A 14,048-nucleotide genomic window follows, 5' to 3' on the forward strand; every position below is an offset into this window, starting at 1 on the left:
CTCCACAACGGAAAAACAACATGCCAAAACTAGACCCGACCGCCTCGTCCTCGGTCAATCAATCGCAAGAATCACACGAACTGCAGCAGACCCGCTCCAATGCCCCCTTTGCCGGACGCGTCACCGCATCGAAAGCCCCCGTGCTGCCGCGGCATCAACAGGACCGCACCGGTGGCCGCGGCCCATCGAACACCCAGCGTTCCGCGCAGACGGTGCCGATGACCCCCGCCGATGCGCAGCATCGCATCCAGCCGCAAGCATTCGGGCACGTCATCGACATGTTCGACCAGGACGGCATCAACCTGCCACCGGCGTTCGATGCCGTTCCCCGCGATGTCGAGCGGGCGCTGGATGCGCATCAAGCGCAATTCGCCCCCACGCCAGCGGGCGCCATGTCGCGCTCGGCCAAGCAGGATGCCGCCAACGCGGCCAGCACGCGGGAAGGCCGTTTCGTCGCATCGGCACAGATCGTCAATGAAGAAACCCGCCCCATCGACCGGGGCGACATGGCCTTGTTTCGCACCTTGCAGCTCGAAGCGATCAATGACGGCAAGCTCGAGAACCTGCCCAAGCTGCGCGAGCTGCTGCTGAAGATGAATGAGCTTGACGAGAACGAATTCGAGAAAGGCGCGCGTGAAGCGGGCGCCTGGCTGTCGTGGCGAAATGTGCCCGGCAACCTGATCAACCTGGCACCGCTGGCGTTCATGTTCGCCGCCACCAGTGAGGAAAACAAGGAAAAATACGGCAAACAGGTCGGCCTGATGGGTGGCTACATGATCTCCAGCATCCTGGCCCAGGCGGTGGGCGCGCTGGCCAATCCGGATGCGCTGATCTACGGCACCCCCTTCGTGGATGGCTCCAGTCGCGGCGCTCCCGATATCAAACCCGAACTGTCGACCCTGCCAGGCTTTGAACAGATCAAACAAGAGCTTGAAGATTTGCTGGTCCTGATTTCGGACGATAGCGAAGTGCAGCAGGCATTCAATCATTTCAATGCCGATCGCCAGGATCCGGCGCGCCAGCAAGCGCTGCAGGCTGCGCTCGACAAGGCGCAGAAGCGCGAAGACGACGCACCTGCGCGAACCCATTTCACGGGGCGCTCGAATGTCCAGCGCACCTACATCAAGGGCAGCTCGCGGGCGTCCGTGATGGCCACCGGCCAGGCCTTCGGCAATTGGGGCGGCGGCCTGATCGCGGCGTTGACCAAGATTCCCCGGCTGGCAGGCTATATCCAGATCGGAACCTCGGTGATGCGCATGCTGGGCCAGCGCCTCGTCACGCCCAGCGATGAAGTGCAGTTGTTCAAGATGATGTTCGAGCTGGAGATCCTGTCGCGCAAGCTCACCGGCGACGATCACGCCGACGAGCAGGTGATCAAGGGCATGGTGCGCTCGCCATTGAAGGTGCGCGCCAATTCGCTGCAAGGCATCGCCACCCATGACAACGAAATGCTGGAACAGGGCATGGCGGAAATGCTGCGCGCGGCCAATCCGGCGCTGGGAACATCACCGGCGCCCGCAGGCGCTTCCCCCGCCCAGATTGCCGCGGCCGCCAAACGCGACCCCGAGGTAGTCGCCCTGCTCAAGCTGCGCACCCAGCTTGCACTGCAAGAGCGTCAAAGCTACGCGCGTCGACTCCAGGCAGCGCAGCAGCAGATGGTGACGCAATCCCAGGCGTTGGTGGCGCGGGATGGCCCCGGGCTGCTGGCCAGTATCGATACCGCCAGCGCTGCGCAAAAGCCGGCGCTGATGGCGCAGGTTGCCACCAAACTGGGGATCACCCTGGACGAGTACCAGCAGTTCACCCAGTTCCAGCAGCGCGGCCTGGAGGAGTTCGACGATACCGCGATCCTGCCCATGCTCGAGATCGGCGAAAAGATCGCCACCGCCAAAGCCGGACTGAGCCTGGAAGACCAGTATGCCGTGGCCGGCATGCACGGCCTGTACACCGACCTGGCCATGGCGCGCGCCAATCGCGACGACCGCCAGCAGCGCGAACTGTGCAGTTTCATCGCCCAGAAACTGGGGATCGACGTCAGCGCTGTCGAGCAATTCCATTTCCTGCAGCATCACCCGCTGGAGGAACTGTCGGATGACGAACAGGCTGAACTGGCCGCCATTACCCAACAGACCGACTATGCGCGCAGCGAACTGAGAAAGCAGGGCAAGGACGCCGAGCTCGACCAGCTTGACGCGCGCTACCAGAAGATCAAGCGTGATCCGCTGGTGATCAGCGAGCGCGAATTCGGCAATGTTTCAGACGAACATGCCAAGCTGGTACATGACGGCATGCAGGTCACCGAGAACCAGGGCCTGTTCAAGATGAAGCCAGAGACTCCCATGCTGCTCAGGGACGGTAGCCGGCGCGTGGCCAATGCGCCTGAAATCATCTGCAACGTATGGGCCAACATGTCGCGCAATTTCCAGAACTATGGCCTGGCCGGGAGCAGCGCGCCGGTGGCGCTGAATTCGGTGGCCGGTTTTTTGATCGCTTGTGCCCGCTACGCGTCCAAGGATCCTGCCGCTTTCGATACGCCCTTGTGGCCACGCGCGATCACCTCGCTGATATGGGGCGGTGCGTTCGCGCTGAACCTGCGCTCGGGACTGCAGGTCAAGAATGCGCTGATCGCGCCACTGAACTTTGCCGAGCAGATTACTGTGCTGTTCGGTCCCTACTCGCCGTTTGCCGAAACCAGCCACCAGAACATGAAGCTGGGTGTGCGCGACGAGCGCCAGAAAAATGAGAACTACCAGATCCGCGGCGCGGGTAAGGTGTTCCAGCGTCACGGCGCCGAAATTGTCTTCGGCGGCCTACGCGGCCTCAACGGCATCTATAACACCGGCAACGCTGCGGCGGCGGCAACCAAGGTCAATAAGGACGTCACCGACAAAGTGCTGGAAAACCGGGTTGGTCGCCTGCGCATGCAGGAGGATCTGGCACAGGCCAGGGACAACGAGACCGGCGGCCCGGCTGCAGGCGGCCACTAATCCGCAAGCAAATCGCACGGGGCGCGCCGTCGCCCCGTGTCTTGACCCATTTCTGGAGATTCTATGGTCACGAGCGTTTATCGAAAGATCCTCGAAGATATCTGCACCCTGGCCGACATCCCGGCCTCGAGCCTGATGTACCAGGATGTCAACCTGACGGTCGATCGGGTCGATTTCACGATCAGGGACGCCACGCAGGGGGAAGAACACGCCCTGGCGCTGTATTGCGATTTCGGGCCATTGCCGTCAACCGCCAGGGAACAGGTGCTGGAACGACTGCTGCAGGTCAATCTGGCCACCCACGGCCCGAACGCACCGCTGTTCGCCCAGAACCCGGAAAACGGTCATGTGCTGCTGGCGCGCCGGGTGGTGCTGGCCCGCCTGCGTGCGCTGGACGTCATGAACCTCCTGGCCGAACATGCCACCCACGCCAGGCAATGGCGAAACGGCTACTACCTGCGCGATGACAAGACGGCCGCTCGCGGCAAGAGCCGCACTCACCTGCTGCTGGCAAGTGCCGGCGGCCTGCAACGCGGCTGAACGGCACGCCCGCCGGTATCTCCCCCAGTCTTCCACCATGGCCATTGCGCCATGGTGCCCCTCCCGCACTACCTCTTGACGACATGGCCGACTTCACGCGCTATTGCGTAGCTTGATTGTCCACTCCCCTGCACTGTCCCCGACCTGCCTGAAGTTCAATGCATGCAACACGCTGCATCATTATTTTTTCGTCCCTGCCTTCGCTGACGCTTGACCAACGCCCCTAATTGATGCGCCCTGACGGCCACGACCGGCAGCGCCCTGCGCGCGGTTGCGGCCAGGACCGGGGCGGCTCGCGCGCCATCGAGCAAAAATAAAACATTCACCCAGCTAGCCATAAATGAATAGATTCGCACCAAAATTGACATTAAATGCAATTTTGGTGCGTCATATCACCAAATATGAGCAGGAACCATCATCTGGAGCCCCTCTACATATAACGCAAAGAGGGGGCAAATCGTCTCCCTCGCAAACGCGAAACAGGCCCGACTCGGGCCGATGTCGCACCTCCTCACGCAACCAACAGAGTGACCAGATGACCATACCCATTTCTTCCGCTGGCGGCATCGCCGCCGATTTTTCAACCACCGCCCCAGCCCAGGACGACCAGCGCGCGTCGGCTTCCACCGTGACATCGGCCTACACCGGCCGCTCGACCCCGGCCACCAAGCTGGACAAGAACAATGCGCTGGCCGATGCGCTGCGCGAGCGCGTCATGCCGCAAACCCCGATCTACATCGCCAATCGCGACGACGCCAGCGGTGGCGGCCGCGATTGGGACCATAAGACAATCCAGGCGTTGAGCGGGCGCGAGACGGTCGCCGTGGCGTCGCCACGGCAGCGCGACCTGGAGATCGAACTGGCCAACCAATATGCAGACAGCAAGGGCATTCCGCGCAAGCAATTCGCATGGTTCAACACACGCAAGCTGCCATTCCCGGTCAACCAGCCCGGGGTCAATGAAAATGGTCGTTCCGGTGAAGGGCTGCTGGTGGTGCCCGGTGGCCCCACCAGCATGTCACGCGAGGTGCTGGGCCAACCCGGCGTGCCGGGGTCGGCGCACGGCGAACAAGGCGCCAGCTTGCGCTATCCGCCAAAGACAGGACGTGAAAATTCCACCCGCGAGCGTGCCAACCACCAGGCCAACCTGTTGCGCCAGGCACGCAATACCGGCCAGCCGACCCTGGGCATCTGCGGTGGCTCCTGGCATCTGGCAGCGGCCTTCGGTGGTAACACGGTGACCTCGCCCGAGTTCGAAGCACGGCACACCGCGGACATGCCCTCACTGATTCCGGTGGCACGACCGAACGCCGAGCCAGCCATGGGGGTCGCGCATGGCACCATCATGCAGCACCCGGTAACGGTCGAAGCCGGCTCCTTGCTGGCGGACGCGATGAAGTTGTCCGGCGAGGGACTCGACATCAATGCCAATTCGGTGCATTGGGCCGAGGTTCTCAGCAAGCCGGGAAGTCATGGCGAAACTGTCGCCATTGCCGGAACAGATCCCATGTCGGCACTGCAAACGGATGCGTTGCTGAAGGTGACGGCGCGCGTACGGTCCGACAATCCGGGCGAAGCAACGATCGAAGGCTTCGAAGCACGGCACGGGGCCCCGGTGGTCGGCGTGCAGCATCATCCCGAAGCGCTGGCTGGCATCCCCACGATGTTGCCCGGCACGGTGGCCAGCTCCACGTTCGACAATGCCAACTACCACCACGAGCGCGAGGCGGCAGAAGCCCTGTTCGACTACATGGCCGCAGCAGGCGACGCCTTTTCGGCCCGCCGCAACATGACCCGGGATTTCGAGGCCAAGGTGGCCGATGGCACGCTGTCCAATGGCGATGACAACCAGTTCCCCCGTCCTTCGCAATTGACCGGACGCTGATACAGGCCGCACGCGCCAATGCATCACTGGCGCGTGCGCTGTGGCAGCCAGGTTCAATCGCGACTGTGCCTCAGGTCCCCGGGAAGAATGTCTTGCCCAGGGACGCCGGCGCATTCCGGCGCAGCATCTGCGGATCGCGCGAAATCATGACCAGCACCACGACCGTCGCCAGATAAGGCAGGCAGGCCAGCAAGGATGAAGGGATAGCGAGCAAGCTGGTGCTTTGCAACTGGAACTGCAGCGCCATGAGGCATCCGAACAGCAATGCGCCCGCCAGCAGTCGCCACGGACGCCAGGCCGCAAACACCACCAGACCGAGCGCAATCCATCCCAGTCCCGCGGTCATCTGCTCCTGCCACAGACGCAGATAGACGACGGCATAATACCCCCCCGCCAATCCGGCCATCGCGCCACCGAACACCACGGCGGCGGCCCTGACGCCGCGTACGGAATAGCCGAGTGAATGCGCCGAATCAGGCGACTCGCCCACCGCGCGCAATACCAGTCCGCTACGGCTGCGATAAATGAACCACCAGACCGCAGCCACCGCGATCCAGGACAGATAGACCAGGGGCGTGTGTCGGAACAGCGCCGCGCCCAGCAAGGGCAGATCAGCCAGAAAGGGAATCGGCCAGGGCGAAATCGTGTGCGCAATCGTGGCGCCCGTATAGTCGATCCCGCCATAGGCCGACAAGCCGACACCGAGCATGCTCAGCGCCAGACCGGCGGCCACCTGGTTGGCCAGCAACACCAGCACCAGCAACGCGTACACGCCGGCGATGATCGCCCCTGCCGCCGCCGCTGCCAGCAAACCGAGCCATTGGTTGCCGCTGACGACGGTCACCGCATAACCGCAGACGGCGCCGATGAGCATCATGCCTTCCACGCCCAGGTTGAGTACCCCGCTGCGCTCGGTAACCAGTTCGCCCAGGCCGGCCAGTATCAACGGCACCGCGATCACCAGCGTATTGGACAGCAATACGGTCAATTGCATGGCATCCATCACTGCCCTCCCTGCATCGGTGAAAACATGGTGCGCCTGGTCAGTCGGAGGCGGTAATGCACCGCCAGGTCGCATCCCAGCAAGGCAAACAGCAGCATGCCCTGAAATACCGAACTGATGGACTTGGGCAGATGCAGCGCGGTCTGCGCCGATTCGCCGCCCAGATAGAGCAATGCCATCAGCAAGCTCGCCAGGACCACGCCGACCGGGTGCAGGCGTCCGACAAAAGCGACGATGATCGCGGTGAAGCCATACCCCGGCGACCACGATGATTGCAACTGCCCAATCGTGCCGGCCACTTCACCGACGCCTGCCAGCCCTGCCAGCGCGCCACTGAGCATCAGCCCCAGCCAGACCGCGCCGCTCTCGGAGAAACCGGCATAGCGGGCTGCCAGCGGGGCCAGTCCGCCGACCTGCATCTTGAATCCTGAAAAGCTCTTTTGCTGGAACAGCCACATCGCCGCCACCAGCGGCGGCACCAGCAATACCGATGCATTGAGTCGCGTGCCCTGCCAGAACGTCCAATGCCAATCGTCGGCCAGCAGGGCGAACAGCGCATCGCTGTCGAACTGCCGGGTTAACGGAAAATTCATGCCCATCGGATCGCGCCAAGGGCCGCTGACCAGATAGATCAGGATGTTGGAGGCGACATAGGTCAGCATCAGGCTGACCAATATCTCATTGGTATTGAAACACGTGCGCAATGTCGCCACCACGGCCGCCCACAGCATGCCACCCAGGATCGCCGCGCCGATCATCAGCATCATCATCCAGGCCGGATTGCCCGGTTCGACATACAGCGCCACGCCGCTGGCGGCGATGCCGCCCATCAGCATCTGTCCTTCGGCGCCGATGTTCCAGACATTGGCCTTGAAGCACGCCGACAAGCCCAGCGCAATGAGGCATATCGGCGTCGCTTTCAACATCAGTTCGGCCCAACCGTTGCGGTCGGCCAGCGGCTCGATGAAGAAGATCCGCATGGCCTCCCATGGCGGCTGGCCCTGGGCGGCGAACAGGCACCATCCGGCCGCCAAGGTCAACAAAGCGGCCAGCAGCGGCGATCCGTAGCGCATGCGCCTGGAAGGCACGGCCCGAGGCTCGAGGAAAATGAAAGGACGCATGTTTTTTCTGTCCGATGCAGGCCGACGAGGTGTCAGGGCGCGCCGATGCCGGCCAGGACCGGCGTGGCGAACGGCTGGATTTGCTCGAAGGCCCTGGCCGCCTGCATGACCCGCAGATCGGCATGGCGCGGGCCGACAATCTGCAGGGCCACCGGCAGCCCCTCGACAAAGCCGCATGGGACCGCGGCCGCTGGCTGCTGCGTGAGATTGAACATGTACGTAAATGGGCTCCAGTCGAGCCACTCCCGCATGCCGCTCTGCGCAGGAACATCCTGGCCGCACTCGAAGGCCGTCACCGCCAGTTGCGGCGTGATCAGCAGATCAAATTGTTCGTGGAACAGGTTCATTGCGCGCCCCAGCTCTTCACGCGCGGCGAAGGCCCGGATAAGCGCTTGCGCGGTATGCGAAAAACCGCGCATGCCGTTGCGCACCAGACCCGGATCCAGGCGCGCTTTCTGGTCCTCGGTAAAGTTTTCCAGTCCAGCCGCCAGGCTCGACTCATAGATCACCTCGAAGGCCGGACGTGGATCGGGAAAATCGTCGTCGACTTCCGTCAGGATCGCGCCCTGGTCGGCAAATACCCGCACCGCCTGGTCGACCACCCGCGTCACCGCCTCATTGGCATGCGCGCCGGCCAGGCTGCGGCTATAGCCGATGCGCAGTCCCTTCACACCGGCATCGAGCTGGCTCACATAGCGTGGCTGCGGATCGCCCGTGGCCAGCCATTCACGCGGGTCGTAGCGGGTGATGGCATCCAGCATCAAGGCCGCCTCCAGCACGGTCCGGGTAATCGGCCCGGTGTGGGAACAATTGATCAGTTGCCCCTGCGGATAGGCCGGCACCACGCCATAGGTCGGCTTGAAACCGAACACGCCGCAAAACGCCGCCGGAATGCGGATGGAGCCGGCGCCGTCTGATCCGACATTCAGGATCGACAGCCGCGCCGCCGCCGCGATGGCCGCGCCGCCGCTACTGCCGCCGCAGTTCATCCTGGGATTCCACGGATTGCGGCTCTCGCCCTTGAGGGTGCTGCGCGTGACTCCATTCCATGAAAATTCGCACAGATTCGTCTTCCCCAGAAATACCGCACCACCCTCGCGCAGGCGTTGCGCGGCCGGCGCGTCTTCGGTCGCGATCTTCGCCGGGTCAGTGGTCAGGGATCCGCTTCTGGTGGCGAATCCCTGCAGCGGCCACTGGTCCTTGAGCGACGCGGGAAGACCATCGAAGGGGCTCAGCGGCTGGCCCTTCTGCCAGCGTTGTTCGGACGCGGCGGCGGCTTGCATCGCGCCTTGCGCATCGACTTCGCTGAAAGCGTTCAACAGCGGATCGACCTGCGCGATTCGTGACAGGAAGCCACCGATCACCTCGACCGGTGAAATAGTGCGATTGCGGTATCCGGCCAGCAGGTCGGTAACGGAGGTTTCAACGAGTTCCATGCTTTGGGCTCCAATCGGGATAGCGACCGACCGCTGGCGTTTGCCAGGGTGCGGCCGGCGGGGCGGCCAATGGCCTTATTTGGGCAGGCTTCCCTGCACGCCTTCGACGAACCAGTTCATGGGCACCAGGTCGCTATCCTTGAGCACCACACCGGCGGCCACCTTGGTGGCGCCTGACTGGTCCTTGATCGGGCCGGTGAACGGCGACCAGCCGTCGACGATCTTCTGGCGCTGTTGCTCGAAACTCTTGGTCGTCCCCGCAGGCAAGGCTTCGCCATTGACCTTCTCGATGGCGATCGCCTTTTCCGGCAGCCCCCACCAGACGTGCTCGCTCTTCCAGGTGCCGTCCATCACCTGCTGCACCGCCGCGTTGTAGTACACGCCCCACTTGATGACCACCGACGCCAGGTGGGCCTTGGGCGCGAATTTCTGCATATCGGAATCCCATCCGAAACCGAACACGCCCTTTTCCTGCGCAGTCTGCAATACGGTGGTCGAGTCGGTGTTTTGCAGCAGCACGTCGGCGCCCTGGCCGATCAGCGTTTCGGCAGCCTGCTTTTCTTTTCCGGGGTTGTACCAGCTGTTGATCCAGACCACCTTGGTCTGCACCTTCGGATTGACCGAGCGGGCACCAAGCGTGTAGGCATTGATGTTACGAACCACTTCCGGGATCGGGATCGAGGCCACGAAACCCAAGGTATTGGTCTTGGTCTTGGCGCCGGCCAATACGCCGGCCAGATACGCCCCCTGGTACATGCGAACATCGAATGCGCCATAATTCTTGGCCAGCTTGTAACCGCTTTGCAGGAACACCGTGTCCGGGAAACTGCGCGCAACCTTCAAGCCGAAGTCCTGGAAACCGAAACTGGTGCCGATGATGATCTTGTTACCCTTGTTGGCCAGGTCACGGATCACCCGTTCTGCATCCGCCGATTCAGGCACGTTCTCTACCCGGGTGATCTTTACCTTGTCACCGAATTTTGCCTGGACGTCGCCAGCGCCGACGTCGTGCGCATAGGTCCAGCCGGCGTCACCCGGATTACCCAGGTACACGAACGCGATCGGCAGTGGCGAAGGCAGCGCCGGCGCTGCCCCGGCCACCCCGCTGGCGAGCGTGGCAGCGGCGACGACGATGGCAATGGCGGCGCGGCTGATGACTGGTAACGTCCTGTTGGCTTTCATTGGTTTCCCCTTGCTGGTTGGTCAGGATAAAAATGGGCGACCGGAGCGCGGCGCATCTGGCACGCCAATCACCAAAATCTGGCATACCAGAATAGCTAAGCAAGTGGTATGCCAGATTTTATAATCAGGGATACCAGATTGCAGTAGAATGGGGCCAGCCCGCGCCGTAGCGGCTCCTGGACGTACAAGGTCGCTGGCCGAGCGGGCTGGCGGGAAAGCCTGCGCGGGGGTATCGGGGGATCGATGCATCAATGCGACGTATGTCGTGCACCAAACAGGCCAGTTCGCCGCAGACGTGCGCCAAATGAAAGCAGCGCCCCTCATCTCAACATCAAGCCAATGAAATGAAAGCCCTGGAAATAAGAGATCGTGTCTTTGCCGCCATCGAAGACAAGAAACTGCCGCCCGGCGCCAAGATCAATGAACGCGAACTGGCCGAAGCCTTCGGCGTGAGCCGGACCATCGTGCGTCAGGCCCTGGCGCGTCTGCAAGAAGACGGGCTGGTCGAGATTTCGCCCAAGCGCGCCACGGTGGTGGCCAAGCCCAGCATCGAACAGGCCCACGAGCTGTTCGACGCCATTGCCATGATCGAAGGCGCTGCGATCGAGAAGCTTGCCACCGACATGAGCGCGCCGCAGCGGGCGCAACTCAGGCAACACGTAGACAATGAACACAAGGCGTTCGAGAACGGCGACTTCGATACCGCCAATGCGCTGGCGCGCGACTTTCACGGCCTGTTTGTGGGCTTCACCAACAACACGCTGATCATCAAGGCGCACAGCCAGCTGCTGCGCCAACAGGCGCTGATCACGGCACTGTTCAAGACCGACTTCGACTACAACTGCCTGCAGGGCGATCACATGGCGGTGGTGGATTTCTTGTCCGAGGGCGACATTGCGGCGGCCAAGAGCAAACTCGCCGCCCATTACAAACTGGTGATCAAAGGCTATCAGTTCAAGAATGGCGAGCCGGACACCGTCGACCTCCAGGCCATCTTCGGGCGGTAAGCACGACAGCGCCAACGGCGCCAGCACAAGCACCGGAGTGCCCGGCTCGCTGAACGCCACCGGCCGTGCAAGAAGATGGCGTCAGTGCTTGACCGCGGGCTTCCAGGTCAGCGCAATGAGCAGCGCACAGACGCCGGCGGCGATCAGGAACACGAACGCCGGTACGAACGAGCCCTTGGACGAGCTGACCAGGAAACCGATGGCGACCGGACCGATGCCGGCTGCCACCTGGCCACCGAAGTTGATGATGCCCGATGCGGTGCCCACCGCTTCATCCGGCAGATGCTTGAGCGGCACGGCGAAGACGGTACCGTAGATCGCGGTATAACCGACCAGGCTCAGGGTCCAGAACACCATCAGCACCGGCAGCGACGTGGCAAATGCCATCAACCCCAGAAACACGATCACCATCGCCGCGCCAATCGACATGAACAAGCGGTCGTGACCATCGCCGACCTTGTCGAGCAGCCAGCCGACGCCATTGAGCGAGGCAAACGCCACCAGGTACGGCACCGACGAAGCCAGGCCGGCATGCAGGATATCGATATCGCGGGTCTTGACCAGGAAGGTCGGCATCCACGAGATCAGGCCGATATAGACGATATTGCTGAAGAAGAAGATGAACATCGTCTTGCGCATCACCGGATTGCCCATCAACTGGCCGAACAGGCCCTTGGGACGCGCGCCCTGGGTGCGCACCGGCGACGGCTTGACGGCGAACCACAGCACCACCGCCACCACCACGCCGATCAGGCCGAAGATATGGTAGGCAAAGCGCCAGCCGTGGGCTTGCATCAATGCAGCAATGGCGCCGGTGCCGACGGCGCTGCCGATGAAGGTGGCGCCGATGATGAGCGACTTGGCGCGCGCCCGTTCCTGACGCGGAAAGGCCTCGGCGATGGTCACCGTGCTGGCCGGCGCGAAACCGCCCTCGCCCAGTCCGAACAGCAAGCGGATCGCGACCAGCGCGATGAACGATTCGGCCATGCCGGTCAGGCTGGTGAAGACCGACCAGCAGGCCACACAGAACACCAGCACCGCGCGCGAACCGAAACGGTCGGCCATCCATCCGGCCAGCAACTGCATGAAGGCGTAGCTGATGTAGAACGATCCCAGCACCATGCCGGCGGCGCCCGCATCGAGTCCGAATTCCTTGGTGATGGGGATGATCGATACGCTCATGGCCATGCGGTCGGCATTGGCCAGGATCCACGAAAACAGCAGCGTGACCAGCACGAATATCTTCTGCCTGCGTCCATAGCGGGACGCGGCTGCCGGCGGTGCGCCGGTCAAGGTGTTATTGCGATCGGTAAGTTGTGTCATATCAATCCTAAGGGGGTGGCGCACGGCATAAGCCGGTCGGCAATGTGCTCCATTGGAGCGTCCCGTGGCAGCAGGCCAGCGCATTATTGCAATCCAGCAAGAAATGCGCCATCCCTGCCGTAGCGCGCCGGCAGGGTGGTTTTTTCGAATTGTCGCTGCGCCGGGACGCCTGCGTTTTTTATTATGGAATGTCAGGCCCGCAGGCATTGGGCCACAGAGTCCAATGCCGCTACCTGGGAAAAATTACTAAATCGTTCGAACAGCCCGTTGGCATCGGCGCCCGATGTATTGCCGCGCGCGCACTCGGTAAATTTGATGCGCTGCTGCTCTTCGGTCAACGGATTCTGGATGCAGCCCTTGGGGTAGATCGCCTGGTGCTCGAGCACCCTGCCATCGGACAGCGTGATACGCGCCTCGCAATCGCCGCCCCAGGGCAGGCTGGCCGCCTCCGGCAGGATCTGCCGGACATGCATCTGCACCAGCGGCATCAATCGCTGGACCTTCTTGTCCGTCAGCGCCTGCTCGGTGAAATGGCTCATGCGGGGAATCCCATGCACCAATGCCAGCGCGGCGCAGTAATTCATGCTGAAGCGCGCTTCCGATGACGACACCGGGGTCTGGTAACGCAGGTTGGCGACCATGAATTCGGGCATATGGATATCGATGGCCTTGATGTCTTCGAGCGCGAACACATGATCCTCGGCCAGCGCCAGCATGGCGTCGATACCCAGGTGCGACGACATGCACGACGGATAGAGCTTGGCCACCAGGCCGTACTCGTCGATGGCCAGGCGCGCAGCCGGGAACATCTCGGGCGAGAACACGCCGAGGTCGCCGCTGCCGGCGTATAACTCCTCGAACGACCATTTTCCTTGCAGCGTATTGGTCACGCCGGTCACGCCGGCGCCGGCCAGCTTGGCCGCCATCACGCCATGCATGGCGGCGAAGCCGGCGTGCATCGGCTTGACCATCGAGCCGAACTGGCGCTTGCTGCCGCCGGCCAGGCTGGAGCCGATGCTGATGGCGTGCAGGATGCCCTCCTGGCCCAGCTTCATCAACACTGCGCAGGCCGCGGCCACGCCGATGGCGCCGATGGTGGAGGTGGCGTGCCAGCCCGATTCGTAATGCGAAGGGTTGACCACCTTGCCGATCTGCGCCTCCACTTCCAGGCCGGCGATATAGGCATGCACCACCTCCACCGGCCTGGTGCCGATCTCCTCGGCCAGCGCCAGCAGCGCCGGCACCAGCGAGGCGCTGGCATGGGTCACCGGCGGGAAGAAGTTGTCGTCGAAATCCAGCGCGTGCGCGGCGCAGCCGTTGATCAGGGCGGCCCACGGCGCCGATATGGGGCGCTTGTGGGTGACCGCGCTGGAGCGCCCGCAACCATCATCTGGCGTGATCTTGCCGGCGCCGATCACGGCCGGCTCATTGCGCCCGCCCAGCACGCAGCCCATGACGTCTGCAATGGCGGCTTCGGCGCGCTTGATCGACGCCGATGGAAATACCTTGCTGCCGTCGGCGCACCATGCGGCCAGCTGTTCACTCAATTCCATGCTGCCGCTCC

At 62.8% G+C, this 14,048-nt stretch carries 10 protein-coding genes; 4 read left to right on the top strand and 6 right to left on the bottom strand.

Annotated elements, in window-relative coordinates; translation table 11 throughout:
• The first annotated feature begins 20 nt into the window (after positions 1-20).
• From LBW87_RS15915 to LBW87_RS15925, 3 genes are all read left to right on the top strand, one after another.
• Positions 21-2,987, top strand: a complete 2,967-nt coding sequence (locus tag LBW87_RS15915; protein ID WP_225202468.1) for a hypothetical protein — start codon at positions 21-23, stop codon at positions 2,985-2,987.
• 63 nt (positions 2,988-3,050) lie between these two features.
• A complete protein-coding gene (locus LBW87_RS15920; protein WP_225202469.1) occupies positions 3,051-3,527 on the top strand; it encodes a CesT family type III secretion system chaperone in 477 nt (158 codons plus the stop codon).
• A gap of 535 nt (positions 3,528-4,062) precedes the next feature.
• The gene (locus LBW87_RS15925) at positions 4,063-5,412 is read left to right on the top strand and encodes a gamma-glutamyl-gamma-aminobutyrate hydrolase family protein (protein WP_225202470.1); all 1,350 of its coding nucleotides are present in this window, start codon (positions 4,063-4,065) and stop codon (positions 5,410-5,412) included.
• 70 nt (positions 5,413-5,482) lie between these two features.
• On the opposite strand, the gene LBW87_RS15930 is transcribed toward LBW87_RS15925, so the two are convergent.
• The 4 genes from LBW87_RS15930 to LBW87_RS15945 form a co-directional block, all read right to left on the bottom strand.
• On the bottom strand, positions 5,483-6,415 hold the full coding sequence (locus LBW87_RS15930; protein WP_225202471.1) for an ABC transporter permease: 933 nt from the start codon (positions 6,413-6,415) through the stop codon (positions 5,483-5,485).
• On the bottom strand, positions 6,415-7,536 hold the full coding sequence (locus LBW87_RS15935) for an ABC transporter permease (protein ID WP_225202472.1): 1,122 nt from the start codon (positions 7,534-7,536) through the stop codon (positions 6,415-6,417). Before LBW87_RS15935 ends, LBW87_RS15930 begins: the two co-directional genes overlap by 1 nt.
• A gap of 32 nt (positions 7,537-7,568) precedes the next feature.
• Positions 7,569-8,972, bottom strand: coding sequence for an amidase (locus LBW87_RS15940; RefSeq protein WP_225202473.1), 1,404 nt, complete (start codon positions 8,970-8,972; stop codon positions 7,569-7,571).
• A gap of 75 nt (positions 8,973-9,047) precedes the next feature.
• Positions 9,048-10,154, bottom strand: a complete 1,107-nt coding sequence (locus tag LBW87_RS15945) for a BMP family ABC transporter substrate-binding protein (protein WP_225202474.1) — start codon at positions 10,152-10,154, stop codon at positions 9,048-9,050.
• 344 nt (positions 10,155-10,498) lie between these two features.
• On the opposite strand from LBW87_RS15945, the gene LBW87_RS15950 reads away from it, so the two are divergent.
• Positions 10,499-11,161 carry a GntR family transcriptional regulator gene (locus LBW87_RS15950; protein ID WP_225202475.1) on the top strand — a complete coding sequence of 221 codons (663 nt, stop codon included), beginning with the start codon at positions 10,499-10,501 and terminating at the stop codon, positions 11,159-11,161.
• Positions 11,162-11,242: 81 nt separating this feature from the next.
• On the opposite strand, the gene LBW87_RS15955 is transcribed toward LBW87_RS15950, so the two are convergent.
• Together LBW87_RS15955 and LBW87_RS15960 are read right to left on the bottom strand one after the other, a co-directional pair.
• Complete coding sequence (locus LBW87_RS15955) at positions 11,243-12,484, bottom strand: MFS transporter (RefSeq protein WP_225202476.1); 1,242 nt, start codon at positions 12,482-12,484, stop codon at positions 11,243-11,245.
• Positions 12,485-12,675: 191 nt separating this feature from the next.
• A complete protein-coding gene (locus LBW87_RS15960; RefSeq protein WP_225202477.1) occupies positions 12,676-14,037 on the bottom strand; it encodes an MmgE/PrpD family protein in 1,362 nt (453 codons plus the stop codon).
• Between the last annotated feature and the right edge of the window lie 11 nt (positions 14,038-14,048).

The organism is Herbaspirillum sp. alder98, from assembly GCF_020179755.1.
Lineage (GTDB): Bacteria > Pseudomonadota > Gammaproteobacteria > Burkholderiales > Burkholderiaceae_D > Herbaspirillum.